Here is a 26,993-nt window from a genome sequence, read left to right on the forward strand (position 1 = left end):
CTTGATTTTAAAAATGATTTTTTTTGGATCTATTATAGTTTTCGTTGCCAATCAAGTCGTAAATATTGCAAATGGAATGAGTTGGCAAGATATTTGGCAAACTATGCGACAACAAAGTTATGTTACGCTGTGTTTAATGGTTTTAGTGGGGTTGATCGGTGTTTTGCCAATGTTGTTGTATGACTGGGTGACGATTCGCGTGTTGGAAAAACAAGGGAAACCTAAAATGAAGCGTCACGATTTTTTCTTAGCTGCTTTTATTACGAATACAATTAATAACTTAGCGGGCTTTGGAGGAATTGTTGGAGCTAGTCTTAGAGCAAATTTTTATGGAAAAGAAACAAATCGGAAAATGGTACTTGCTACCGTTTCTAAAGTTGCATTATTTATGTTGACTGGTTTATCATTATGGTCATTTCTAACGTTCATTGATGTTTTTTTTCTACAAACTACTAGTATTTTTAGAAGTTATTGGATTTGGTTACTTGGCGGTAGTGTGATAGCACCGGCTATTTTTTTCTTTGCTTATTTAAAAAGAAGAACATTATTTGCGGAATTCTATCCTAAGGGTCTAGTCGGGTTACTGTTAGCTTCTGTGGGGCAATGGACTGGAGCATTGGTCGTTTTTTTAGCGATTGGTTATTTGATGGATGTAGATATTTCCTTATTTTCGATTTATCCAATGTTTATTATCGCTACGTTAATCGGTATGTTGACAATGGTTCCTGGGGGTGTCGGGACATTTGATGTGTTGATGATCTTAGGTATGAGTCAGTTAGCTGTTCGACAAGATATTGCAGTGGTTTGGTTACTTTATTACCGTTTGTTTTATTATGTGGTTCCTTTTGCGGTTGGCTTATTTTTATTTCTGTCACATACTGGAGTAAAAGTGAATCGTTTTTTAGACAATATACCACGACTGCTCTTTCAAAAAATCGCGCATTTTATTTTGGTCACAGCCGTTTATTTTGCAGGGATCATGATGGTGTTACTATCTACGATTACGAATCTTTCTGCGATCAGTCGATTGTTTCAGATTTTATTACCTTTCTCGTTTAATTTTTTAGACCAAACGTTGAATCTATTGATTGGATTCTTATTGCTTGGGTTGGGAAGAGCGTTAGCAATGAAAGTGAAGAAGGCTTTTTTACCAACTATTGCTTTATTAGCTTTTGGAATCATTAACACAGTTACTCGAACATTATCTTGGCAATTGATTTTAGTGTATATCTTGATTCTTCTGGCTGTCTGGCTAGCTCGGAAAGAATTTTACCGTAAAAAATTTGTTTATTCATGGGGTGCCATTCTTTTTGATCTATGTTTGTTTGGGTTTCTATTTATCGTCTATGCAATTGCAGGGTATCATAGTGGACGTTTTTGGGTAAATCGATTGACAGCTGATCGCTTTCTCCTGTTCCCATCCGATGAAGTTTGGTTTTCAGGCTTGATTGGTCTAGGGATCTCGCTGTTGGCATTAGTAGCATTGTATCAGTACCTTGCTTCTGAAACGAATGAGTTAGGGTCAGATTTACAAATCGAAAGATTCAAACAGATGTTGACCGTCTATCAGGGGACATCTGCTAGTCATTATCTTCGTTTACCAGGATATAAATATTATTACTATCAACAAAATGGAGAGGATCAAGTCGTCTTTGGTTACCAGATCAAAGGAAATAAATGCTTTGTTTTGGGAGACCCGATTGGCAATCCTAAAATGATTCGTCCTGCTATTACAGAATTTATGCAAAAAGCTGATTGCTTAGGGTATCAAATTGCTTTTTACAAGATCTCAGAAAAATATGTGGTAATGTTGCATGAATTAGGTTTTCATTTTACAAAAGTCGGCGAAGTAGGAATGGCAGATTTGACTACAGAAGAAATGCCTTGGGTCAATCAACAGCTAGAGTACCAGCGTCTAACTAATGAAGGCTATCATTTCACTTGGTACGAACAATTACCTGAGGAATTATTAGCTGCGGTGAGCGAGGTTTCGGATCAGTGGTTACATGGTGCGAGAGAAAAGCATTTTTCTGTTGGGCGTTTTGACAAATCTTATCTGTTAGCCAGCGGTGTTGGAGTGGTACGCAAAGAACAAAAAGTGGTCGGATTTATTACAGAGCAACCAATATCTGAAAGCCAAGCAGGCTATGATCTATTACGTGTATTGCCAGATGAACCTGCTGAACTATCCGATTATTTATTAGTCAATCTATTTGTTGTCTACCAAGAAAAGGGCTATCTTGAGACAAATCTTGGTTTAGCTCCGTTAGCAAATGTAGGGGAAACAGACTTTGCATTCTTTCAAGAGCGCATCATGCATATTGTTTATAATTATGGTAGTTTTTTTTACTCCTTTCAATCGACCTATGAAGAAAAACTGCGCTATGTCACTCGTTGGGAAGGTCGCTATTTTGCTTACATGAAGGGAAGCAGTTTTACATTTGCCACATTACAGTTGTTTATACTAATTGGGAAGGGAAAAGAAAAAAGTATCAGTTTTGCAGAAGAAGTATTAACGGAATTGTAAATTGCGTAAATAGAGGAATAACTGGTGACGTATTTTAGCTACCCATAGTTTAAAACGTAAAAAAGCGATTGACGGTAGCTAGAGACAATGAATGTGGTCGAAGGATGGTTTGTTTTATCTGTAGACAGAAAAGGTCTGAGAAAACCGCTAAGATCGTAAACACGTCACTCGTATGAGCTATACTTTTATTTTTCTCTGTGATAGAATACTTGCGACTTAGACTTTTTGAATGGGTGAGAGGATGGAACTGATAGAAAAAGCACCAGCTAAGATCAATTTGGGATTAGATGTCTTGTACAAGCGTCCCGATGAGTATCACGAGCTGGAAATGGTAATGTCGAGTGTAGATTTAGCAGATCACTTATTCTTTGAAGAGATACCTGAGGATCGAATCATCGTAGAAACGAATAAGGCATTTTTGCCAGTAGATCAACGAAATAACGTTTATCAAGCAGCAACATTGCTTAAGAATAAGTATCATATCAAAAAAGGCGTAAAAATATTTGTGAAAAAAAATATTCCAGTTGCAGCTGGACTGGGTGGGGGCAGCACAGATTGTGCAGCTGCACTGAGAGGGATCAATCAACTATGGAATCTCGGTTGTTCTCTGGAAGAATTAGCTGAGATTGGTTTGGAAGTTGGTACGGATGTGCCTTATTGTGTTTATGGTAATACTGCGTTTGTTGGCGGCAAAGGAGAAGTGGTCCAAGTTCTCCCTTCAATGCCTCAGTGTTGGGTAATCTTGGTGAAACCTAAAATGAGTGTTTCGACTAGGACCGTCTTCAAAGAAGTAGATGCGCAAAAAATCCAGCATCAGAACATTCCTAGACTAGTGGAGGCAATCCAGCAACAAGATTACCATACGATGATTCAATACATGGGAAATAGTTTAGAAGATGTTACCGGCAAACGTCATCCAATTATCCATCAAATCAAAGAACGCATGTTAAAGTATGGGGCAGATGCCGCTTTGATGAGCGGAAGCGGACCGACAGTCTTTGCCTTATGTCAACATTATTCAAGAGCACAAAGAGTCTATAACGGGCTGAAAGGTTTCTGTGATGAAGTATATTTAGTACGCACGTTGTAAAATAGGCCAGAACTAGTTGTTGCTAAGAGATGAAGAATAAAAAATCTACAAAACAGAAGAAGCTGTTTTGAGATTTTTTTTGAGTTGGTTGCAGCTTAGTTACTCTAAACGTTATTTATTCTATTTAGAAATTGGAAAAAATGGTCTAGATAACTTGTTGGGCTCTCAGTAACATGAATAAACTATCATTCATTTTACGGTTTACATTGAATTTATTCGTATAAATCAGAAATTGAAGGATTTCTATTGACTCTATTTTTTTATTCTGATACATTAAGTTCCGTTGATAAATCGTAATTTTACGATTTGTTCGAAAGGAGAGTCTTATGAAAAAATATATGATTGGTTTAACACTAGCTGTAGGGATGTTTTTATTAGCGGCTTGTGGTGGTACGAACCAAAAGGATTCAAAGAAAAATGAGTTAACGATTGTTACGACCTTTTATCCGATGTATGAATTTACGAAAGAAGTAGTTGGAAATGAAGGAAACGTCAAGTTGTTGATCCCATCTGGGACTGAACCGCATGATTTTGAACCTAGTGCAAAACAACAAGCAGAAATCGCTGATGCGGATGTGTTTGTTTATAATAGTCCAGATATGGAATTTTTTGTTGATTCATTGAAAGATTCTGTCGATACGAATAAAACATTGATGATTGAAGCAGCTAAAGGAATTGATCGTCTGAAATCAGCAGAAGAAGACCATGACCATGATCATGAACATGAAGAAGCTTCTTCTGAAAGTCATTCGCATGAGTATGATCCACATATTTGGTTAGATCCTGTGTTAGCAATCAAAGAGGTCAAAACAATTGCTTCAGAGCTTGGGAAAAAGTATCCTGATAAAAAGGCAACTTTTGATAAAAATGCGGATGCTTATATCAAAAAATTAGAAAACCTGAACCAAAAATATACGGATGCACTCAAAGATGCCAAAAACCGCACGTTTGTGACGCAACATGCCGCATTTGCGTATTTAGCGAATCAGTATGATTTACACCAACAAGCGATTGCAGGGGTAACGCCTGATCAAGAACCCACACCAAGCCGCTTAGCTGAACTAAAAGATTTTGTGAACAAAAATAAGATTAAAGTGATTTATTTTGAAGAAAATGCGTCATCCAAAGTGGCAGAAACATTGTCGAAAGAAACGGGTGTTAAATTAGAAGTATTGAATCCATTAGAGAGTTTGACAAGTGAACAAATCAAAGCGGGTGAAAATTATATTTCGGTAATGGAAGAGAACTTAAAAGCGTTAAAAGAAAGTATTAATTAAGAACGGAGGCATTTCGCGTGCATTATATCGAAATATCCGATTTGACTTTTTATTATGATGAAGAACCTGTATTAGAAGATGTGTCTTATCACGTTGATGCAGGAGAGTTCGTTATTCTAACAGGAGAAAACGGTGCAGCAAAATCAACATTGATCAAAGCTTCCTTAGGCTTGTTAAAACCTTCTAAGGGAACAGTGAAAATCGCCCCAAAAAATCAAGAAGGACAAAAATTAAGTATTGGTTACATTCCCCAACAAGTGGCATCTTTTAATGCTGGCTTTCCAAGTACAGTCTTAGAATTGGTTCGTTCCGGTCGCTATCCGAGAGGACGTTGGTTCAAACGGCTTTCTGAAAAAGATCATCAGCATGTTAAACGAGCTTTAGAATCTGTTGGAATGTGGGAGATGCGTCATCGACGGATCGGAGAATTATCCGGTGGACAGAAACAACGGATTAGCTTAGCCCGTATTTTTGCGACTGACCCAGATTTATTTATATTGGATGAACCGACAACGGGAATGGATGAAGAATCTCGTAATGAATTTTATCGACTATTGCGTCATAGTGCCCATGAACATGGCAAGGCAATTTTGATGATTACTCATGATCATGAGGATATCAAGCAATATGCGGATCGACAAATTCGTTTGGTAAGAAAGGAGGATTCTCCATGGCGTTGCTTTCATATGAATTCATGAGACGAGCTTTTTTAGCAGCCATTTTTATTGCGGGGATTGCTCCAATGTTAGGTGTCTTTTTAGTGATCCGAAGACAATCATTGATGGCAGATACACTGTCACACGTTTCGCTGGCAGGGGTGGCATTGGGTTTCTTTTTGAATATCAATCCAACGTTGACTACGATGTTCGTAGTAATATTAGCTGCGGTGATTTTAGAATATTTACGTACGATTTATCGTACTTACTCAGAAATTTCAATTGCGATCTTAATGGCTGGCGGACTGGCGCTGGCATTAGTTTTGATGAATCTTAGTGGTGGAAACTCAGCCACAAGTATCCAATCGTACCTCTTTGGCTCGATTGTGACGATTACTTGGGATCAAGTTATCTTTTTGGGTGTATTATTTGTTATTATTGGTTTCTTATTCTTTTTGTTCAAGCGACCAATGTACGTGCTGACTTTTGATGAAGATACCGCCCATGTTGATGGTCTGCCTGTTCACCGTATGTCAATGCTGTTCAACGTGATTACGGGTGTTGCGATTGCTGTCATGATCCCAATTGCCGGGGCATTATTGATTTCAGCAATTATGGTCCTGCCTGCAGCGATCGGTATGCGCTTAGGCAAAAGTTTCAATGTGGTGATTGCCATTAGTATCGGTGTTGGCTTTATCGGCATGTTATCGGGACTAACAAGTTCCTTTTATCTAGATACGCCACCGGGTGCGACGATCACACTAGTCTTTATCGTGTTGTTTCTTGTGGTCAATTTGTTCAAGCGGGTGCTTGTTTCCATTAAGCGAAAAAATAAATAAAAAATCAAAAAGAAAAGCGATGAAAACGAAAAATTTTCATTGCTTTTTCTTATATTTAGATAAATACCGAACTATTTAACTTATTTTCTTACAAAATTTTCGAATTTTTAAATGAAAACTTATATAATGTAAAACGATATAATTTCTTAAAAGGAGCTGAAATATGTGAAAGTACGTCGCAGTGAACGTCTTGTTGATATGACTCAGTATTTATTAGATCATCCTCACGAATTAATTTCATTGACAAGTTTTGCCGAACGTTATGAATCTGCTAAATCTTCGATCAGTGAAGACTTGGCAATTATCAAAAAAACATTTAAGGAACGAGGGTATGGTACCCTAGAAACAATTCCAGGTGCCGCTGGTGGGGTTTTATTTATACCAGAGATTTCTTACGAAGAAGCCAAAAAATACATTGAGTCGTTAGCTGAACGATTGTCTGAACAAGATCGTTTGTTGCCTGGAGGTTATGTTTATCTATCCGATTTACTAGGTGAGCCCGAATTATTGCGCCAAGTTGGAAAAATCATTGCTTCTAAGTATTTAGGTGAAAAAATCGATGCAGTGATGACAGTTGCTACGAAAGGCGTGCCGATCGCGCAAGCTGTGTCCTATTATTTAAATGCACCGTTTGTTATCGTACGCCGTGATTCAAAGATCACAGAAGGATCGACAGTTAGTGTGAATTATGTTTCTGGTTCTTCTGAACGAATCGAAAAGATGGAATTGTCAAAAAGAAGTCTTAAACGTGGTTCTCGTGTCCTAGTCGTTGATGATTTTATGAAAGGCGGCGGCACAGTCAATGGAATGAAGAGCTTGATCGAAGAGTTTGAATCTGAACTTGTAGGAATCACCGTTTTTGCAGAATCCAAATTTAATGGTCATCGTGCAATTGACGATTATACTTCATTACTATACGTGAAAGATGTCGACACGAAGACCAAAAACATTACAGTTGTACCAGGAAATTATTTCAAAGATTAGAGATTGAAAATTTATTTATTTGCCGATCAATAATAGCTGGAAGAGATTGTGACAGAAGTGTCCAGCTCTGAGAAATAAGCCGGAGAATCCGAAAATAGTTTCACCTATTTTGGGAATTCTTTGGCTTATTTTCGATAGAAACACTACAGCAACCAGCAACAACAAATCAGATATTCAGCTGTTATCTGTCAGATGAGAGAAATTCGTTCTCCTTTTTCATATAACCCTATTTTTCTCTCACTATTGTTGATTGACTAATTGATTTTTTAACCCCCAAGATAAAAATGGTCTAGTTACAAATATAGTCTGCTTGGTTGAAAAATTGAGTAGAGTGGGCTAAACTTAAAACCATCAAATACAATTAGGAGTGACGCAGTTGGACGCACGTTATGCAATCATTTTGGCAGCGGGAAAAGGAACTCGCATGAAGTCAAAATTATATAAAGTTTTACATCCAGTTTCAGGACAGCCGATGGTGGAACATATTATCAATCGAGTAAGTGAAACCAACCCAGATCAAATCATCACGATCGTCGGGCATGGCGCTGAGCAAGTAAAGGCACAGTTGGGTGAACGTAGTGAATACGCTCTGCAAGCAGAACAACTTGGTACAGGTCATGCAGTATTACAAGCCGCATCTTTTTTACAAGGGAAAGAAGGCACGACACTGGTGATCAGTGGCGACACACCGCTTTTAACCACTGAAACATTGAACAATTTATTTGAGTATCACCAAGGAAAAAATGCGAGTGCCACGATTCTAACCGCACAAGCCGAAGATCCAACTGGATATGGTCGTATCATTCGTGACCATATTGGGATCGTTGAAAAAATCGTTGAGCAAAAAGATACTACACCAGAAGAAGCATTGGTCCAAGAAATCAATACAGGAACTTATTGTTTTGACAATCAAGCTCTGTTTGAAGCATTGAACAAAGTAGGAACAGACAATGCACAAGGGGAGTACTACTTAACCGATATCATTGAAATCCTCAAAGATGCTGGAAAAACAGTAGCAGCTTATCAGACAGAAGACTTTGATGAATCAATGGGAGTCAATGATCGTATTGCATTAGCTAAAGCTAATGAATTGATGCGCCAAAGAATCAACAAAATGCATATGGTCAATGGTGTAAGTTTTGTTGATCCAGCAACGACTTATATTGATGCCGGGGTAGAGATTGGTTCTGATACAGTGATCGAAGCAGGCGTCCAACTTCAAGGTAAAACCGTCATTGGATCAGATTGCGTGATCGGTGCCCATTCTCGAATCGTAGATAGTGTGATTGAAGATCATGTGGTAGTTGAACATTCTGTGATCGAAAAAAGTCTTGTGAAAAGTCATGCGGACGTGGGACCATTTGCTCATTTACGACCAAAAGCAGAAATTGGTGAAGGTGTCCATATTGGTAATTTTGTGGAAGTCAAAAATGCTGAAATTGGTAAAAATACCAAAGTTGGTCATTTGACTTATGTCGGTGATGCCACATTAGGCGAAGAAATCAATGTTGGTTGTGGCGTGGTCTTTGTGAATTACGATGGGAAAAACAAGCACCGCACAACAATTGGGGATCATAGTTTTATCGGTTCTAATGCAAATATCATTGCCCCAGTGGAAATTGCTAAAAATACATCAGTAGCTGCAGGGTCAACAATCACAGAAGATATCCCTGAATATGCTATGGCAATTGCCCGTGCAAGACAGGTCAATAAAGAAGAGTATGCTAAAAAACTCCCTTATTTAAACTAAGACTTTTGTAAAACCCCTTGATTTATTCAGAAAATATGACTAGTATTTAATAGGTAGAATTCTAGAGTTGTGAAAAAGAAAGTGGAGGTCCCCATGTCAAAACATTACTTTGACCCAAGATTAAAAATTTTTGCGTTAAATTCAAATCGCCCGTTAGCAGAAAAAATTGCTGCAGCTGTCGGTGTCGAATTGGGTAAATCATCGGTTACTCAATTTAGTGATGGAGAAATCCAAGTGAATATTGAAGAAAGTATTCGCGGATCACATGTTTATGTTATTCAGTCAACGAGTAGTCCTGTAAATGATAATTTAATGGAATTGCTGATCATGATTGATGCCTTGAAACGTGCCAGTGCAAAAACGATTAACGTAGTAATGCCTTACTATGGATATGCACGTCAAGATCGTAAAGCTCGTGCCAGAGAACCAATCACTGCAAAACTTGTGGCGAACATGATTCAAAAAGCTGGAGCAACTAGAATGTTGACGCTTGATTTGCATGCTGTCCAAATCCAAGGATTCTTTGATATTCCTGTTGATCACTTGATGGGTGCACCATTGATTGCAAATTATTTCTTAGAAAAAGGGATTAAAGGGGACGATGTAGTAGTTGTATCACCTGACCATGGTGGTGTAACTCGTGCGCGTAAATTGGCTGAATTTTTAAAAGCACCAATTGCGATCATTGATAAACGCCGTCCAAAAGCAAACGTAGCAGAAGTAATGAATATTATTGGGCAAGTAGAAGGAAAAACTTGTGTATTGATTGATGATATGATCGATACAGCAGGGACGATTACCTTAGCGGCTAATGCACTAAAAGAAGCAGGCGCAGTAAGTGTCTACGCATCATGTACACATCCAGTATTATCTGGACCAGCTTTACAGCGTATTGAAGATTCTGCGATTGAACGCTTAGTTGTAACAGATTCGATCTATCTGCCAGATGACCGTAAGATCGAAAAAATCGATGAAGTAAGTGTCGGTGGTTTGATGGGTGATGCAATTAAACGTATCCACGAAAATAAACCTGTTAGTCCATTGTTCGAAACAAAAAATAAGAGTTAAAAAAATTGAATAGTATCACAAAGGGGAGCCTTATGAGGCTGAGATTGAAGTTTTTCTAAACCCTTCGTACCTGTATCGGTTATGCGAGCGTAGGAATTGTGACGATCAATTGACGTTAGTCATGTAACGTTGGTTGTAGAAGTATGTTGTATTTACTTCCTCCTTTGTGATTTCAAATGAACGGAGGAAGTTTTTTTATGGAGAAAAAATATAAAGTATGGATTGAGGGGACACTTGTAGCTGCACTAGCGATGGTGTTATCCTTTATCCCTCTTCAAATAGGTAGTAGCTTTGAGATTTCATTAGGACAGATTCCACTGACATTGTTTGCGTTAAGAAGAGGCTGGAAGGCAGGGATTTTATCAGGATTTATTTGGGGGATTTTACATTTTCCAACAGGACAAGTGTATTATCTCAGTGTCATTCAAGTATTGATCGAGTATCCGATTGCTTTTACCTTTGCAGGATTTGCAGGAGTGTTCGCTAAAAGGCTGCAAAACAGTCTAACGATGGGCAATAAAAAAGGGATGACAACCACTATTATATTAGGAACTTTAGTTGGTGTTGGTGCTAGATATTTCTGGCATTTTGTCGCAGGCGTCGTTTTTTGGGGAAGTTATGCTTTGTGGGGAATGAATCCATGGCTCTTTTCTTTAGTCATGAATGGTGCAAGTGCCTTGGCTACAGGAATTGTTACAATGGTTGTTTTGCTTGGGATCGGGCGGACAGTTCCAGCTTTGTTCATCGGGAAAAAATAAACGAAAAGAGCCTCAGTCACTATAAAAGTGTCTAGGCTCTTTTTTTATAAGTATAAAATAATGGAACATCCAAGCATCAGCTTAAAGGAGTATAGTTGAGTTCCGCAGCTTCTCCTACAAGCTCCCAGCGTTTTTCTTCTGCATGATAAACTAAAGTGCCAATTGCTTCTTCATCAAGGTATCTTGTTCCTTTTAGCTTCCAAATATAATCTTCAATGACATAGATCGGGATATGATAATCGTTATCGATCAATCCACCTTGTTCAAAAGAAAAAATGATTCCTTCTTGCATCAAATTACGCATATTCTTCAGTAATTCCACACTAATTTTTTCGACCGGAATATCTCGTTTGAAAAACGATTTTTTCTCATTGATTTTTTTTGACAAGATGATACTTAGTTTATTGGCAAAGATCCGATAAAATTCATCTAAATAGCGATAATAGATTCGTTCTAATTGATCGTTAAGATCGAAGTAGACGAAATTATTTTGTAATTTATAAAAAAATGGTGAGTGAAGATGGGTCTTCATGTGTCCAAAATATAACAATTCTGAAATTTCTAATGGCGTTAATTCTTTCAGCATCGTTAAGTCGTTAAAATCGATCCATTTTAAATCACTCGAATGATTACGATTACGTGCAGAAGAGAAAAAGCGTTGGATATTTTCTGTTCCACGAATCACTTTCAACCCAGTATGGGATTCGTATTCACCAGCATTTTCTGAAGGATCTAATAACAATAAATTTTGTGGGAAATGCACGATGTTGTTTGAAAAATCACTAATAGTCAGCCCCTTAGTCACAACCGCATTGCTAGTAGTATCAATATGTACATAAACTGACTCAGACATCATGCTCCTCCTCTCACTCATTATCACTTTCATTTTACAACATTTATTAAAAAAAAGCTTGTTTCTTTTATTTTAAAATTCCATTACAAAATCACTTTTTTTGTGATAAACATGGACATTTTCATTGTTTTTGTATAAATGGATGGAATGGATTTTGTTATAGCTTTTACAAGAACAATGTATTCATTTTAGTATTTCTCAAAAAAATAGTATACTTTAAAAGAATATATTTGTCTTGTTATAATAAAAAAGGAGAAGATTATGCTGATTCAACAAGTGTACGGTTCAGAAAAAACAGTCCTCTACTCTACACTTCAACGAGCCAAACAATTGCTACCCTTTTATGCTACCCATCAGGAAAGCCGTGATGCCTTTTGGTTGGCAACAAAGAAAAGGCAAGCTTGGCGGATGATCGGTAACAAACATACCCTTTATTTTATTGCCGAACGAACCAGTGAACAATGGCTGATTAAAAATGTGCTAGTGGTTGGTGACATGCCTGGTTGGACGCTTTTTTTTAAAGAGATAGAGTGGTGTTCCCGTTTTTATTTCAAAAAATATTGTTCTTTTCAATGGATTGAACCACTGTCGACATATTGGCAGACACTCCTATCTCATCATGGTTATACGCAAGACAATCAGTTGGCTCAGACAATCTGGCAAAAAAAACTGACCTATCATATTGGTTTAGTATTAGGTGGCGGTGGCGCTCATGGTGCCTATCAAATCGGTGTTTGGCAAACGTTAAAAGAACATCAGATTCATTTTGAAGTAATTACGGGAACTTCAGTTGGTGCGTTAAACGGTGTATTGATCTTGCAAGATGATTTATCGCAAGCTCTTTCTTTATGGCAATCCCTCGCAACGAATCAAGTATTACAGCTACCAGAAACTGCATTATCAGAAGATCTACGGAAAAGGTTTATCCAAGAAACACGGCAAATGACGAGAGCAGCAATTATCAAGGGGGGAGCCTCAATCACCCCTTTGGAAAAGTTACTCAAAAGTAAATTAGATGCTGAGAAGATTTTAAAAATGAAAAGTCCTCGTTTATTTACCGTTTCGACTCGACTTCCTGATTTTAAAGAAGTGGTGACACCGATCCAGCAATTGGCAAGCAATGAAATTGCTGATTGGATCCTAGCTTCGGCCTCGTTTTATCCCGCTATGAGTTATCGAAACATTGCTGGACAAAAATATATTGATGGTGGTTATCGAAATAATTTGCCTGTGGATGTAGCAATTAAAGAAGGGGCAACGGAGTGCTTAATAGTAGATGTGGATGGTCCCGGAGTGACTAAGAAGATTACGATACCAGAAGAGACTGTTCCATGGCTCTGCCGCTCTAATTGGTCATTGGGAACCTTCTTGATTTTTGATCGGCAGAGAAACCAATTCAATCTCCAATTAGGCTATCTGGAAATGAAAAAAAAGTTAGGTGATTTTGAGGGGAATTGGTATACGTTCTATTCAACGAAACTTGCAGAACAATATTGGCGTAAATTTTTAAGCTATCTAGTGAATGATCTTCAGCTAGAAACAACTTTTGTTCAACAACCAAAATTTTGGCAAACTTTGCGTAATATATATAAAGACAGGGTAGTAATTGAAACATGCGGGGTGGCGATGCTTGAACTATTAGCCAAAAAAAAGCTCGTTTTACCGAATAAAGTTTATGATGTAGATGAATTGATCGAACAGATCATTCAAAAAGAATCAAGTTCATTTTTCAATCAAATGATTCGAGAGGTCGGACAATTAAATAGTAATGAGTGGCGCAGAGTCCAAAAATACCAAAAAAAGCAAAAGACTGAACAGGAACAAATCAATGAAATTGCTCATTTAGTTAAACAAAAAAAGAACGAGCAACTTCAATCTAAGCTTCATACGCAGTTATTTGACACCCTATTGAATTTATATTTACTTTATCTAAAGGAGGAACAACCATGGCACAAGAATTTTCCTACGAAATCATAGAAGAGATCGCTGTTTTATCCGAAAATAATAAAGGATGGCGAAAAGAGCTGAACCTAGTCAGCTGGAATGGCCGCCCACCTAAATTCGATCTTCGTGACTGGGCGCCCGAACATGAGAAAATGGGTAAAGGGCTTACTCTAACCAATGAAGAATTTGAGGCATTACAAAAAGCTATCGAAAATATGTAACAGAAAGGACCCTGTTGAATGAAAAGTATGACTGGTTTTGGTAAAGCCACCCGTGAAACCGCAGAGTATCAATTAGAAGTTGAGATCAAAAGTGTCAATCAACGCTTTTTAGATATGCAAATACGTAGTCCTAAATTGTTAAATTATCTCGAAAATGATATTCGCCAATTGATGAAACAACATTTAAGTCGAGGTCGAGTCGAAGTTTTTATCAATCTGACGTATTTGGGACAAAATCAAAAACAAGTTTTTGTTGATTGGAATTTGATTGACGAGCTGATGACGAACTTAACTGAAGGAATAACCCAACGTTATGGAGAGAAACAGCAATTACAGATTGGACGTCTATTAGAAACTTTGACAACGAATGAATCTTTTGTCGTGATTGAAGAAAAAAATGAAAACAATATGGATGAACTGACAGCCTTGGTTTTAGAAACGGTCCATGAAGCACTAGCTGAAATTGAAAAAAGTCGCCAAAAAGAAGGGACAGCCTTAGAGGCGATCATTCAGAAAAACAGTGATGAACTGAAACAAGTATTAAATGACTTACAACAATTTGTTGAGTTATACGAACAAGAGTATCAGGAAAAATATCAAAAGAAACTAGAAGATTACTTGGGAGCAACGGTCGATCAACAAAGATTGCTGACTGAACTCGCTATTTTATTAGAGCGAGGAGATATTCATGAAGAATTGGATCGCTTAGTGATCCATATCGGCAAATTGGATGAATTACTTCAAGTAAAACAGCCAGTTGGCAGAGAACTTGACTTTTTGATCCAAGAAATGAATCGAGAAATCAATACGATTGGTTCAAAATCAAGTGCGATTGAAATCAAAAACCAAGTGATCCAGTTAAAAACGATTTTAGAAAAAATCCGAGAACAGATCCAAAATATTGAATAGCAAGGAGACGAAAAAAATGAACTATTATGATATCACGTTTCATGAATTAAGTGGGAAAACGGTCATCAAAAGAAATGTTCCTTCTGAAAAAGCAGGATTTGAAGCTTGGCAAGATGCCTGTGCGCAAGTGACGGAGAAAGAAATCCAATTGTTAGTTAACGATGGGACTTATGTGACGATGAATCGTCAATTTATTGTGAGAATCGATGCAGAAGAAGTGAAAGACCCAACTGAAAAAGCACTCTCTCGAAAAGATGAGATCATGGGTGTTGTCAATACCTTGTCAAACATGGGTTTTTAAAAACGACGGTAATCGGCATGTTAGTGAGAAGAGCTGCAACCATATGTTGCGCTTCTCACTATTTTTTTGAAAAAGAATGCTGCTCAGTTAGAACCTGTAAGGTGAGAGGGACCTTTTTTTGAACTTTTGAATGAAGGATGAACTTGATAGTTAATCACTATCATCAAAAGCCCGAGTGAAAAGCAAAGGTTTTGCCAGTCAAAGGCGCTTTTTTTTGCTATAATCAAAGATGCCCTTGAAAGTTGTCGAAAAAAAGTGCAAAATAAACGTTAGTATAAAAAGACTAGTTGAAAGGACGTCGTCATGTCAGAGCGTGGATTATTAATCGTGTTGTCTGGACCATCAGGTGTAGGAAAAGGCACAGTGCGAAAAGCAATTTTTGAGAGTGAGGATAATGATTTCCAATATTCGATTTCAATGACTACTCGTAAGATGCGTGAAGGAGAAGTCGAAGGAGTCGATTACTACTTTAGAAGCAAAGAAGAATTCGAAGCAATGATCGAAGCCGGAGAAATGCTGGAATATGCTGAATATGTAGGGAATTATTATGGAACACCTTTGTCTTATGTCAATAAAACATTGGACGAAGGAAAAGATGTATTTTTAGAAATCGAAGTCCAAGGTGCTCAACAAGTCAAAGAAAAAGTACCAGATGGCGTATTTATCTTCCTAACTCCTCCCGATTTAGCCGAATTAAAATCAAGAATCGTTGGCCGTGGGACAGATGCAGATGAAGTAATCGAAGAACGAATGAAAGTTGCCAAAGAAGAAATTGAAATGATGGCACTATATGATTATGCCGTAGTCAATGACCAGGTACCCCTGGCGGTAGAACGAATCAAAAATATCATTGCCAGTGAACACTTTCGTGTCGACCGTGTGATCGGCAAATATATCAAAATGTTAAAGGAGATGTAGTCTTATGATGTTAAAACCTTCAATCGACTCATTGTTAGATCGCGTAAATTCAAAATATTCTCTAGTTATCTTAGCAAGCAAACGTGCACACGAGCTAGATGCAAAAGCACAACCTACGATGGATTCATTTGAATCAGTAAAAAGTGTTGGACAGGCATTAGAAGAAATCGAAGCAGGAAATGTGATCAATGATCCTCATCCTGAATTAAAACGGGAACGCTTGAGAATGGAAGATGAAGAGCGTAAAGCCAAAAAAGATCGTGAACAACAAGAGTTAGAGTCACGTATCCGTGAAGAGCAAAACCAATAAAAAGTGCTAGATTCTTTGGATAAGCCGAAATTTCCGAAATTTGTATTCTCAAATTTTTGTGGAATTTCGGCTTCTTTTTAGGATCACGTTTTAGCATATAAGAATGACTTTTCTGCGGAATGCTGCTGCGCCGTTAATTTTTTGTAAGGATTCATCAGAAAATAAGACAAACCAAGCAATCTCTAGTAAAATAGGCAAGAACGATTTTGTCTATTTGATAGAGTAACTAAAGGAGGAAGGAAACCATGCCAATCACAGCTGATGTTATCGTCGATGTACCCACTATGCAAACCGATCAGCCTTTCACCTATCTGGTTCCTTCTGAAGTAGAAACGGCGATTCAAGTCGGGATGCGAGTAGAAGTTCCTTTTGGTAACGGCAACCGTCATGTTCAAGGGTTCGTTGTAGGTTTGCGAGTACAAGATAGCATCGAACAAAAAATTTAAAAGCGATTGTCCAAGTATTAGATTTAGCACCTGTGGTTAATCAAGAACTACTTCAATTGGCTGATTATATGAAGACGATCACTTATGCGTTTAAGATCACTTGCTTACAAACGATGCTTCCTGCTGTCATGAAAGCATCCTATGACAAACAAATCTATCCTGTAAGTGAAGCGGCGGACGTCCAGGCATTCTTTAAAGGACGAACAGAAATCTCCTGGAAAGAAGCGCAAGAAGAGGGCATTTTATCCCAATTGATCCGTTGGCGTCAGGACAAGTTAGTAGATATCAGATATGAAGTACACACTAAGAACAAAGTCAAAACGATTCGTTTGATCCGCTCAAATTTGAATAGTGTCCAGCTTGAGGAAGAGTGGGGAAAGTTAAGAGCGAATGCGAAGAAACAAAAAGAACTTCTGCTTTGCTTATCTGAGCAAAAAAAGGCTGAACCAATTAGTTATTACAAAGAAAAAGGTATCAGCACGGCAACTTTGAATCAAGGAAAAGACAAAGGCTGGTTAACTTTTGAAGAAGTAGAAAGTTATCGTGATCCTTATAAAAATCGCACGTTTGAACAAACACAAGCATTCCAGCTAAATAAAGAACAACAACATGCAGTAGAACGTATCGTTGAAGCAGGGCAACAAGAGAAGAGTCACACTTTTTTATTAGAAGGAATTACTGGAAGTGGAAAAACAGAAGTTTATCTACAGGCCATTGCTGAGGTATTAGCTCAAAATAAAACAGCGATTATGCTTGTTCCTGAAATTGCTTTGACACCACAAATGGTAGAGCGTTTTAAAGGGCGTTTTGGAGAGGCGGTAGCTGTCTTACATAGCGGGCTATCTCAGGGAGAAAAATACGATGAGTGGCGTAAAATCGAAAGAAATGAAGCCCAGGTTGTTGTTGGCGCCCGCTCGGCAATTTTTGCCCCTTTAGAAAATATCGGATTGATCATCATTGATGAAGAACATGAATCAAGCTATAAACAAGATGAAACGCCACGTTATCATGCCAGAGATCTAGCGATTTGGCGTGGAAATTATCATCATTGTCCAGTAGTACTAGGAAGTGCGACACCATCTCTTGAATCACGTGCTCGAGCACAAAAAGGGCTGTATGAATTACTCCATTTGAGTCAAAGAGCCAACTTGTCTGCTCAACTTCCAACAATTGAAGTTGTTGACATGCGACAAGAATTGCAACAACATAATACGTCCACATTTTCCAAACAGTTACAAGCAAAAATCCAAGACCGTTTGGCGAAAAAAGAACAGATTGTGCTGTTACTAAATCGGCGAGGATATTCTTCCTTTGTGATGTGTCGGGATTGTGGTTTTGTTTTACCTTGTCCCAATTGTGATATTTCTCTGACCCTTCATATGGACACCCACTCCATGCGTTGCCATTACTGTGGACATGAAGAACCAATCCCACACCGTTGTCCTAACTGTGGAGGGAATAAAATTCGTTACTATGGAACAGGGACCCAAAAAGTCGAAGAAGAATTAAAGACCCTTTTCCCAGAAGCTGGTGTTTTACGTATGGATGTTGATACGACCAGAAAGAAAGGTGCGCATGAACGTATCTTGCAACAATTCGGTCAAAAAAAGGCGAATATCTTACTGGGGACGCAAATGATTGCCAAAGGGTTGGATTTTCCTGATGTGACGTTGGTCGGCGTTTTGAATGCTGATACTTCCCTTAACTTGCCTGATTTTCGTTCAAGCGAGCATACGTTCCAATTGCTTACGCAAGTTTCGGGAAGGGCAGGCCGAGCCGAAAAAGCAGGCGAAGTGATTATCCAAACCTTTAATCCGCAACATTATGCAATTGAATTAGCAAAAGAACAAAATTATGAGCGATTCTATCAACAAGAAATGGCCGTCCGACATCGTAGTGGATACCCACCTTATTATTTTACTGTCAAAATCACGACCAGCCATGAGGAAGAACAAGTTGCTGCTAAGAAGATTTTTGAGGTTGCGAATCAGTTACGTCAAGTGTTAGGAAATCAAAGCTTGTTATTAGGACCGACCCCTAGTACAGTGAATCGGGTAAAAAATCGGTACTATTACCAGTTGATCATTAAATATAAACATGAGCCTAATTTAGCGAATATCTTAAAAAATATTTTAGACCAGGGCCAAAAAGAACAACGACAAGGATTATTTGTCGCGATTGATAATGAACCATTACACTTTATTTAAGAAGGGAATTTACATGCGCTATCCTATATTGATCCACCCCAATGATAAATTGAAACGTGTCGCACAACCAATCGATGTGATCACAGATGAAACAATTACTTTACTAGATAACCTATATGAAACGATGGTTGCTAACGACGGTATTGGCATTGCCGCTCCACAAGTTGGTCAAAACAAGCGAGTTGCAATCGTAGAAGTAGATGAAGGTGAAAAGTTTGAATTAATCAATCCAGAAATTATTGATGCAAAGGGAGAAAGCATTGATGTAGAAGGTTGCTTAAGCATCCCTCATGTTTATGGGACCGTCAAACGGTTTGACGAAGTAACGGTTCGCTATTATGATCGTGAAGGCGAAGAAATCGAAGTAGTAGCCTTTGGTTACTTAGCTCGTGCCTTTCAGCATGAGATCGACCATTTAGACGGTATATTATTCGTTGAAAAAATGATTGAGCAAATTCCAGAAGCCGAATTAGAAGAGTATATGGAGGAACATCTTGATGACTAAATTAGTATTTATGGGAACGCCAGCTTTTTCAGTACCGATCCTTGAAGGCTTATTAGAAGAAGGGTATGAAGTAGTCGCAGTCGTGACACAACCTGATCGCCCTGTGGGACGTAAAAAAATCATCACCCCTACCCCAGTAAAAGAAGCAGCCGTGAAACACGGTTTATTGGTTTTACAACCTGAAAAAATCTCTGGTTCAGAAGAAATGGAAAAAATCATTGCCCTACAACCAGATGTGATTATCACAGCTGCATTTGGTCAATTTTTACCAGAAAAATTATTACAGGCACCTGTTCACGGAGCTATAAATGTACATGCATCTTTATTGCCAAAATATCGAGGAGGGGCGCCAGTTCATTACTCGATTATCAACGGGGAAAAAGAAACCGGTGTAACGATCATGGAAATGATCAAAAAGATGGATGCAGGGGGCATTTATGCTCAAGAAAGTTTACCAATCACTAAACAAGACGATGTGGGAACCATGTTTGAAAAGTTAAGTGCATTAGGGAAACAACTATTACTTAAAACATTACCTGATATTTTGAATGGAAATTTGAGTCCACGTCCACAAGATGAATCAAAGGTAACTTTTTCGCCGAATATCACACGGGAGCAAGAAGCAATTGATTGGAACAAGACAGCAGAAGAGATCGACAACCAAGTCCGTGGGATGCGACCATGGCCGATTGCATTTACGACATACGAACAAACCCGTTGGAAACTTTTAAATGTAGAAGCGTTAGCTGAGAAAACTACGGCGGAGCCAGGGACCATCATCAAAAAAGATAAGAAAAATCTGTGGATTGCTTGTGGTAAACAAACGGTGTTGGCAATCAAAGAATTACAGCCAGCAGGTAAAGGAAAACAAGCGATCAATGAGTTTTTGAATGGTAGTGGACAACAGGTAATGATTGGGCAGCAGGTGAAATAATGGCAAAAATACCAAAAAAAATGAAAAAATCTGTTCGTTATATGGCACTGATCACCCTTGAAAGAGTAAACAAGGGCGGTGCTTATTCTAATTTATTATTGAACGAAATGATCAATCAAGGGGATTTAAATCAAAAAGATGTTGGCTTGTTTACTGAATTGGTCTATGGAACGATCAGTCGTCAACTTTTACTGGAATTTTATGTCGCTCCATTGATAGCAAAAGCAAAAAAAGTGGATGATTGGGTTAAAACATTACTTTATTTGTCAGTTTATCAGTTGGAATTTCTAGATAAAGTTCCAGCTCATGCGATTTTAAATGAAGCGGTCGAAATTGCTAAGATCAAGGGAAATCCTGGTACTGGGAAATTTGTAAATGGTGTTTTAAGAAATTATCAACGACAAGGTAAACCAGATGTTGAACAAATCGGTGATCCGATTGAACGCTTATCCGTAAAAATCAGTTTACCGATCTGGTTAACCAAGCGATTGACTGATCAAATCGGTTATGAAGAAACGGAAAAATTAGGACTTTCCCTCTACCAGCCAAGTCACGTCAGTGGTCGAGTAGATATCAGAAAATATCCTAGAGAACAAGCAATCGAGACACTCCAAGCAGAAGAAATTTCAGCGACAGCAAGTAAACTTAGTCCTTATGGGGTAATTGCTGAAAAAGGACATTTAGCATCTAGTTCCTTATTCCATGACGGGGTCATGACGATCCAAGATGAAAGTTCGATGCTGGTCGCACCCGCTATGCAAATCGAGCCAGAACATCATGTTTTAGATGCTTGTGCGGCACCAGGAGGAAAAACAACGCATATTGCCACGTTTTTAGATCCAACATGTGGTGGCGAAGTTACAGCACTGGATGTTCATGAACATAAAGTAAAACTCATCGAAGAAAATGCGGAACGCTTAGGTGTTTTTACAACTGTTTATGCACAAAAAATGGATGCACGTGAAGTGAAAGAGGAATTTTCAGCTGAAACATTTGATCGTATCTTAGTTGATGCCCCTTGCTCAGGATTAGGACTATTGAGAAGAAAACCAGATATTCGTTATAAAAAAAATGCCAGCGAGTTAGCTAATTTACCAGTGATCCAATTGGCGATTTTGGAAAGTTGTGCATCTGTGTTAAAATCTTCTGGAATATTAACTTATAGTACTTGTACGATTCTTAAAGAGGAAAACCAAGAAGTCATTGAAACATTTTTACAGCGACATACTGATTTTGAAAGGATTGATGTTTTAGTTGATCCTGTGCTACAATCATCAATCGAAGATAAAATGTTGACTTTATACCCACATCAGTTCTATACAGATGGGTTTTTCATTTGTTGTTTGCGTAAAAAGTAATGAGGTGAAAGAATGCAGATTGAATATCAATCAGATGTAGGAAGACGACGTAATACAAATCAAGACTATGCGAGTGTTTTTACGAATCAAGCTGGAATTAAATTAGCAGTATTGGCAGATGGAATGGGCGGTCATCGTGCAGGTGATATCGCGAGCCAGATGGCAGTGACAAACTTAGGAACTGCTTGGGAAAATCTAAGTTTAAGTGATGACGAAAAAGTAGCGCAATGGTTCATCAAAACGATCCAAGAAGAAAATACTCGTATTTATCAACGTGGCCAAGAGCAACCAGAATACAATGGGATGGGAACGACGATCGTAGCAGCAGCTTTATCAGAAGATCAGTTTACTATTGCTCATGTGGGGGATAGCCGTGCCTACTTGATCCGTGAAGATAAAATCATTCAACTGACAGAAGATCATTCTTTAGTGAATGAACTAGTAAAATCTGGAGAAATCAGTGAAGAAATGGCAGCGAACCACCCACGAAAAAATATTTTAACTCGTTCTGTAGGAATGCCAGGAACTGTAGAAGTCGATGTATCGACTTATATTTGGCAATTAAAAGATCGTTTGTTGTTGTGTTCGGATGGGTTAACGAACATGTTATCTGAAGAAACGATTGGAACGATTATCAATCAAGAAGGGGCTTTGTTCGACAAGGTAACAGAATTAATCGAACGTGCAAATGAAGCAGGCGGAGCAGATAATATTACCGTTCTTCTGATCGAATACAAGGAGGACGTAGCATGATTGAGTTAGGCAAAAAGTTGAATGGTCGTTATCAAATCACTGGAAATATTGGTAGTGGGGGCATGGCAAATGTTTTTCTAGCCCATGACCTTATTTTAGATCGTGATGTCGCAGTCAAAGTGTTACGATTCGATTTCCAAAATGATCAAACGGCAATTAGACGATTCCAACGAGAAGCACTAGCTGCGACTGAACTAGTTCATCCTAATATTGTTAGTGTGTATGATGTTGGAGAAGAAGACAACATGCAGTATCTCGTGATGGAATATGTAAAAGGAATGGACCTGAAACGCTATATTCAAACCCATTATCCTGTTCCTTATGATACAGCAGTCAATATTATGCAACAAATTTTATCAGCTATTTCTTTAGCACATACGCACCAAATCATTCATCGTGATTTGAAACCACAAAATGTCTTGATCGATAATGAGGGCGTGGTCAAAATCACTGATTTTGGTATAGCAATCGCATTATCTGAAACATCGATCACACAAACGAATACGATGTTAGGCTCTGTCCATTACTTATCTCCTGAACAAGCTAGAGGAAGTATGGCTACGAAACAATCAGATATCTATGCCTTAGGGATCATTCTTTACGAATTATTAACTGGCAGTGTTCCTTTTGATGGTGAGTCTGCAGTGACGATTGCCTTGAAGCATTTCCAAGATGAGTTACCTTCAATCAAGGATCTAGACCCAACAACGCCGCAAGCTTTAGAAAATGTGGTATTGAAAGCTACTGCAAAAGAACCGGCAGATCGATATAAAACAGCAGAAGAAATGTCAGAAGACTTAGCAACAGCGCTGTCTCCTGCTCGGGCAAATGAAGCCAAATGGGTGCCACAAGCAATGACCAAAGAAACTCAAGTGATCACACCATTAGAAGAAGATACACCAATGCCAGAGTCATTTAAATCCATGCCATTACCTAAAGAAAAATCAGAAGAAACTCCTGTGATGGCAGAAGAGACAGTTCCTGATCCAAAGAGTAAAAAGCATAAAAAATGGTGGATTATTTTATTGGTGATCTTAGCCTTATTAGGAATCGGAACAGCCGTCTTTTTTGCTTCTGGAGGTCGTGGAGAAGTCGAAATTCCTGACGTTTCGGGATTATCAGAAGCGTCTGCCAGAGATACTTTAGCAAAAGCTAAATTAGAAGCAGCAACAAAAACCGAAGAGATCCCTGATGAACAAATCGAAGAAGGAGACGTTGTCAAAACGGACCCAGCAGCGGGAACTACAGTGAAACAAAACCGTGAAGTTACCCTTTACGTCAGCACAGGTAAGAAAAAAATCAAGTTAGATGATTATACTGGGATGAATTTTGACGAAGTAAGTAGCCGATTGAAGAAGCTTGGTTTTCCAGCTGATAGTATCGAGAAAAAAGACGAGTTCAGTGATGAAGTAGAAAATGGACGAATCATTTCCCAGTCGGATGAAGAAGGAACGGAAGTCGATCCAACGACAGATAAGATCACATTTGTTGTGAGCCAAGGCGCGCAACCAACGATGGGGGATTATACTGGTCAAAATTATGACACCGTTCGTGGGATATTGAGCTCAAATGGTTATAAAAGGATCAGTGAGACGTATGATTACAGCGATACGGTTCCAGCTGGTTCAATCATTAGCCAATTACCTAGTTACGGTGAACCATTGACTGAAAATAGCTATATCAGTTTTGTCGTTAGTCAAGGACCAAATGCGAAAACATTAAATGATATTTCAGGCTATACGAAAAGTGATGCACAAAGTTATTTATCAAGTATTGGCGCAGAATACATCGGACATGAGTCTTATGAATATTCTGATACCGTAGAAAAAGATAAAGTGATCCGAACAGCTCCTGGCGTGGGGGCATCGATTACTCCAGGAACGATCGTCAATGTCATTTATTCAAAAGGACCAGAACCAACCAAAGAATCAAAAGAATCATCAAGTTCAACCAAAGAATCGTCAAGCAGCAAAGAAAGTTCAAGTACTACTACGTCTAAAGAAGAAAGCACGTCGTCTTCATCCAAATAGTAATAACAATAAAAAATAGCAGAGCGTTTCTAAACGTGCTCTGCTATTTTTTATTGAGTTTCGCTAAGTTTCTTGTCAGGAACGCCACATGATTTTTCTTTCCTGTGGTAAAATAAGGAAAACTGGAGGTGGCATACATCAAAGGACAAATCAGAAAAGCAATTAGTGGGTTTTATTATGTACACGCAGACGGTGAGACCTATCAAACGAGAGGACGAGGAAACTTTCGTAATCGAAAAATCACTCCGTTAGTGGGTGACCAAGTACTATTTGAAAGCGAAAACAAGACGGACGGTTATTTGTTAGAAGTGATGCCTCGTAAAAATCAACTGGTGCGTCCACCGGTAGCAAATGTCGATTTAGGTGTCGTAGTTACAAGCTTGGTAGAACCAAATTTTTCTTATAATTTATTGGATCGCTTTCTAGTGACTTTAGAATATGAATCCATTGAACCTGTCATATTTTTGACAAAAACAGATCTTGCTTCAAACGAACAGCAAATCGATGAGATCAAGCAAACGTATGAAACGATCGGTTATCCAGTGATTGTTCCGAAATATCCTGGAGATACTGCAGAATTAATTCGTTACTTCCCAGAACGATTGACCGTTTTTATGGGCCAATCTGGTGCTGGAAAATCTACACTCTTAAACCAAATTTCGCCAGATCTAAACTTAGAAACGGGGGAAATCTCTGATTCTTTAGGACGTGGGAGACATACAACGAGACATGTGGAATTACTCCCATTGTATGATGGTTTAGTTGCAGATACACCAGGATTCAGCTCGATCGATTTTTTGACGATCGAAACGACTGAATTACCAAAACAATTTCCTGAATTTGTCAGTGCATCGAACCATTGCCGTTTTAGAGAATGCATGCATGCTAAAGAGCCTGGGTGCGAGGTGAAACGCCAGGTCGAAACAGGTGAGATTGCCCAAACACGTTATGAGAACTATTTGCAATTTTTACAGGAAGTCGAAAATCGAAAACCAATCTATTCTAAAAAAGAAGGTAAACGAAAATAGGAGGAAGCATTAATGAAAATAGCACCATCTATCTTAAGCGCAGATTTTTCTAATTTACAAAGAGACATCGAACTAGTAGAAAAAGGAGGGGCAGATTACATCCATGTAGATGTAATGGATGGACAATTTGTTCCAAATATTACATTTGGTCCCAATATCGTACAAGCTATTCGACCAATTACTAAGTTACCACTAGACGTGCATTTGATGATTGTTGACCCGGAAAAATATATTCCGGCGTTTGCGAAGGCTGGAGCAGATATCATCACGGTGCATGTGGAAGCCACTCCACACATTCATCGAGCATTGCAAATGATGAAAGATCTAGGCGTGAAATCAGGAGTCGTGATTAATCCAGGCACACCTATAACGATGATCAAACATGTTTTACCGATAGCAGATCAGGTCTTAGTGATGACTGTTAACCCAGGATTTGGTGGACAAAGTTTCATTGAAGAAACGGTAGAGAAAATTGCTGAATTATCAGAATTACGCGAGCAAAATAATTGGCATTATTCCATTGAAGTAGATGGCGGTATCGTTCCTGAAACCGCACAAATTTGTCAAAAAGCTGGAGCAGATGTTTTCGTTGCCGGTTCTTATATCTATAACTCAGAAGATCCAGTGGGTCAAATCAACCAGTTAAAAGAGGCATTGAAATAAATGCAGGTTTTATTAGTGGCAGGAGGTTCTCCTGAAAATTGGCCAGAACTACAAAACAGTTATGACTGTTATGTAGGCATTGATCGTGGTGCATGGTATCTTCTTCAAAACAATTTCCCCTTGGATTTAGCAATCGGTGACTTTGATTCGTTATCGGTAGATGAAAAAAAACAAGTTGAACAAGCAACGAATGAACTGATCCAAGCACCAGCAGAAAAAGATGATACAGATACGCAGTTGGGGTTGTGTCAAGCCATTGAACGATATCCAGAAGCAACAATCACGATCATTGGCGCAACTGGTGGTCGATTGGATCACCTGCTTGCTAACCTTTGGCTGCCGTTAGAACCAAGATTTAAACCACATGCTCAAAAGATCATTATTTGGGATCGTCAAAATCATGTCACCTACTATTTACCTGGCAAACATGTGATTACCAAAATGGATAAAATGCGTTATTTGGCCTATTGTTGTTTGACGCCTGTAACAGAGCTGTCCATCCAAAAGAGCAAGTATGAACTGGAAACAACTGATGTGAGCCAAGCAACTTCTTATGCAAGCAATGAATTTGTTTCAGATACGGCTGATTTTTCCTTTTCAACTGGGATAGTCGCAGTGATTCAAAGTAAAGATTAAGTTTGCTCTAACCGAGTAAATACAACAG

24 protein-coding genes, 1 pseudogene and 1 riboswitch are annotated in these 26,993 nt (G+C 38.5%); of the genes and pseudogenes, 24 read left to right on the forward strand and 1 reads right to left on the reverse strand.

Annotated elements, in window-relative coordinates; translation table 11 throughout:
- Nucleotides 1–13 precede the first annotated feature (13 nt).
- The 9 genes from mprF to thiT all read left to right on the forward strand — a co-directional run bounded on the left by mprF (nucleotide 14) and on the right by thiT (nucleotide 10,949).
- On the forward strand, nucleotides 14–2,527 hold the full coding sequence (gene mprF / locus EHR_RS05135; RefSeq protein WP_205943387.1) for a bifunctional lysylphosphatidylglycerol flippase/synthetase MprF: 2,514 nt from the start codon (nucleotides 14–16) through the stop codon (nucleotides 2,525–2,527).
- A gap of 241 nt (nucleotides 2,528–2,768) precedes the next feature.
- The gene (gene ispE / locus EHR_RS05140) at nucleotides 2,769–3,617 is read left to right on the forward strand and encodes a 4-(cytidine 5'-diphospho)-2-C-methyl-D-erythritol kinase (protein WP_014834412.1); all 849 of its coding nucleotides are present in this window, start codon (nucleotides 2,769–2,771) and stop codon (nucleotides 3,615–3,617) included.
- Nucleotides 3,618–3,943: 326 nt separating this feature from the next.
- The gene (locus EHR_RS05145) at nucleotides 3,944–4,894 is read left to right on the forward strand and encodes a metal ABC transporter substrate-binding protein (protein ID WP_010720614.1); all 951 of its coding nucleotides are present in this window, start codon (nucleotides 3,944–3,946) and stop codon (nucleotides 4,892–4,894) included.
- A 17-nt stretch (nucleotides 4,895–4,911) separates the two neighbouring features.
- The gene (locus tag EHR_RS05150; RefSeq protein WP_010737272.1) at nucleotides 4,912–5,592 is read left to right on the forward strand and encodes a metal ABC transporter ATP-binding protein; all 681 of its coding nucleotides are present in this window, start codon (nucleotides 4,912–4,914) and stop codon (nucleotides 5,590–5,592) included.
- Nucleotides 5,565–6,389 carry a metal ABC transporter permease gene (locus tag EHR_RS05155; RefSeq protein ID WP_010720612.1) on the forward strand — a complete coding sequence of 275 codons (825 nt, stop codon included), beginning with the start codon at nucleotides 5,565–5,567 and terminating at the stop codon, nucleotides 6,387–6,389. The genes EHR_RS05150 and EHR_RS05155 overlap by 28 nt, the downstream gene beginning before the upstream one ends.
- 165 nt (nucleotides 6,390–6,554) lie before the next feature.
- Nucleotides 6,555–7,373, forward strand: a complete 819-nt coding sequence (gene purR, locus EHR_RS05160) for a pur operon repressor (protein ID WP_010720611.1) — start codon at nucleotides 6,555–6,557, stop codon at nucleotides 7,371–7,373.
- A 376-nt stretch (nucleotides 7,374–7,749) separates the two neighbouring features.
- Nucleotides 7,750–9,123, forward strand: a complete 1,374-nt coding sequence (glmU, locus tag EHR_RS05165; RefSeq protein ID WP_010737273.1) for a bifunctional UDP-N-acetylglucosamine diphosphorylase/glucosamine-1-phosphate N-acetyltransferase GlmU — start codon at nucleotides 7,750–7,752, stop codon at nucleotides 9,121–9,123.
- A gap of 93 nt (nucleotides 9,124–9,216) precedes the next feature.
- Nucleotides 9,217–10,191 carry a ribose-phosphate diphosphokinase gene (locus EHR_RS05170; protein WP_014834413.1) on the forward strand — a complete coding sequence of 325 codons (975 nt, stop codon included), beginning with the start codon at nucleotides 9,217–9,219 and terminating at the stop codon, nucleotides 10,189–10,191.
- 11 nt (nucleotides 10,192–10,202) lie between these two features.
- Nucleotides 10,203–10,304: riboswitch (TPP riboswitch) on the forward strand.
- Between the two features lie 84 nt (nucleotides 10,305–10,388).
- Entirely contained in the window at nucleotides 10,389–10,949 is a 561-nt protein-coding gene (gene thiT / locus EHR_RS05175; protein ID WP_010720608.1) for an energy-coupled thiamine transporter ThiT, read from the forward strand.
- A 76-nt stretch (nucleotides 10,950–11,025) separates the two neighbouring features.
- On the opposite strand, the gene EHR_RS05180 is transcribed toward thiT, so the two are convergent.
- Nucleotides 11,026–11,802 carry a hypothetical protein gene (locus tag EHR_RS05180; RefSeq protein WP_010720607.1) on the reverse strand — a complete coding sequence of 259 codons (777 nt, stop codon included), beginning with the start codon at nucleotides 11,800–11,802 and terminating at the stop codon, nucleotides 11,026–11,028.
- A 261-nt stretch (nucleotides 11,803–12,063) separates the two neighbouring features.
- On the opposite strand from EHR_RS05180, the gene EHR_RS05185 reads away from it, so the two are divergent.
- The 15 genes and pseudogenes from EHR_RS05185 to EHR_RS05255 all read left to right on the forward strand — a co-directional run bounded on the left by EHR_RS05185 (nucleotide 12,064) and on the right by EHR_RS05255 (nucleotide 26,965).
- Nucleotides 12,064–13,779 carry a patatin-like phospholipase family protein gene (locus EHR_RS05185; protein ID WP_010737275.1) on the forward strand — a complete coding sequence of 572 codons (1,716 nt, stop codon included), beginning with the start codon at nucleotides 12,064–12,066 and terminating at the stop codon, nucleotides 13,777–13,779.
- Complete coding sequence (locus tag EHR_RS05190; protein WP_010720605.1) at nucleotides 13,749–13,967, forward strand: YdbC family protein; 219 nt, start codon at nucleotides 13,749–13,751, stop codon at nucleotides 13,965–13,967. Before EHR_RS05185 ends, EHR_RS05190 begins: the two co-directional genes overlap by 31 nt.
- Before the next feature lie 18 nt (nucleotides 13,968–13,985).
- Nucleotides 13,986–14,876 carry a YicC/YloC family endoribonuclease gene (locus tag EHR_RS05195; protein WP_010737276.1) on the forward strand — a complete coding sequence of 297 codons (891 nt, stop codon included), beginning with the start codon at nucleotides 13,986–13,988 and terminating at the stop codon, nucleotides 14,874–14,876.
- 16 nt (nucleotides 14,877–14,892) lie between these two features.
- A complete protein-coding gene (locus EHR_RS05200) occupies nucleotides 14,893–15,177 on the forward strand; it encodes a hypothetical protein (RefSeq protein ID WP_010720603.1) in 285 nt (94 codons plus the stop codon).
- Between the two features lie 303 nt (nucleotides 15,178–15,480).
- Nucleotides 15,481–16,095 carry a guanylate kinase gene (gene gmk / locus EHR_RS05205; RefSeq protein ID WP_010720602.1) on the forward strand — a complete coding sequence of 205 codons (615 nt, stop codon included), beginning with the start codon at nucleotides 15,481–15,483 and terminating at the stop codon, nucleotides 16,093–16,095.
- Between the two features lie 4 nt (nucleotides 16,096–16,099).
- Complete coding sequence (gene rpoZ / locus EHR_RS05210; RefSeq protein ID WP_010720601.1) at nucleotides 16,100–16,405, forward strand: DNA-directed RNA polymerase subunit omega; 306 nt, start codon at nucleotides 16,100–16,102, stop codon at nucleotides 16,403–16,405.
- A gap of 245 nt (nucleotides 16,406–16,650) precedes the next feature.
- A pseudogene (priA, locus tag EHR_RS05215) lies at nucleotides 16,651–19,058 on the forward strand (primosomal protein N').
- 13 nt (nucleotides 19,059–19,071) lie between these two features.
- The gene (def, locus tag EHR_RS05220; protein ID WP_010720599.1) at nucleotides 19,072–19,563 is read left to right on the forward strand and encodes a peptide deformylase; all 492 of its coding nucleotides are present in this window, start codon (nucleotides 19,072–19,074) and stop codon (nucleotides 19,561–19,563) included.
- Complete coding sequence (fmt, locus tag EHR_RS05225; protein ID WP_010737278.1) at nucleotides 19,556–20,497, forward strand: methionyl-tRNA formyltransferase; 942 nt, start codon at nucleotides 19,556–19,558, stop codon at nucleotides 20,495–20,497. Before def ends, fmt begins: the two co-directional genes overlap by 8 nt.
- Nucleotides 20,497–21,855, forward strand: a complete 1,359-nt coding sequence (rsmB, locus tag EHR_RS05230; protein ID WP_010737279.1) for a 16S rRNA (cytosine(967)-C(5))-methyltransferase RsmB — start codon at nucleotides 20,497–20,499, stop codon at nucleotides 21,853–21,855. The genes fmt and rsmB overlap by 1 nt, the downstream gene beginning before the upstream one ends.
- Nucleotides 21,856–21,867: 12 nt before the next feature.
- On the forward strand, nucleotides 21,868–22,608 hold the full coding sequence (locus tag EHR_RS05235) for a Stp1/IreP family PP2C-type Ser/Thr phosphatase (protein ID WP_010737280.1): 741 nt from the start codon (nucleotides 21,868–21,870) through the stop codon (nucleotides 22,606–22,608).
- On the forward strand, nucleotides 22,605–24,638 hold the full coding sequence (gene pknB, locus EHR_RS05240) for a Stk1 family PASTA domain-containing Ser/Thr kinase (protein WP_010737281.1): 2,034 nt from the start codon (nucleotides 22,605–22,607) through the stop codon (nucleotides 24,636–24,638). The genes EHR_RS05235 and pknB overlap by 4 nt, the downstream gene beginning before the upstream one ends.
- 128 nt (nucleotides 24,639–24,766) lie before the next feature.
- On the forward strand, nucleotides 24,767–25,666 hold the full coding sequence (rsgA, locus tag EHR_RS05245) for a ribosome small subunit-dependent GTPase A (RefSeq protein WP_010737282.1): 900 nt from the start codon (nucleotides 24,767–24,769) through the stop codon (nucleotides 25,664–25,666).
- A gap of 12 nt (nucleotides 25,667–25,678) precedes the next feature.
- A complete protein-coding gene (rpe, locus tag EHR_RS05250) occupies nucleotides 25,679–26,329 on the forward strand; it encodes a ribulose-phosphate 3-epimerase (protein WP_010720593.1) in 651 nt (216 codons plus the stop codon).
- The gene (locus EHR_RS05255) at nucleotides 26,330–26,965 is read left to right on the forward strand and encodes a thiamine diphosphokinase (protein ID WP_010737283.1); all 636 of its coding nucleotides are present in this window, start codon (nucleotides 26,330–26,332) and stop codon (nucleotides 26,963–26,965) included.
- Nucleotides 26,966–26,993: the final 28 nt, after the last annotated feature.

Source organism: Enterococcus hirae ATCC 9790, assembly GCF_000271405.2.
In the GTDB taxonomy this organism is placed as follows: Bacteria; Bacillota; Bacilli; order Lactobacillales; family Enterococcaceae; genus Enterococcus_B; species Enterococcus_B hirae.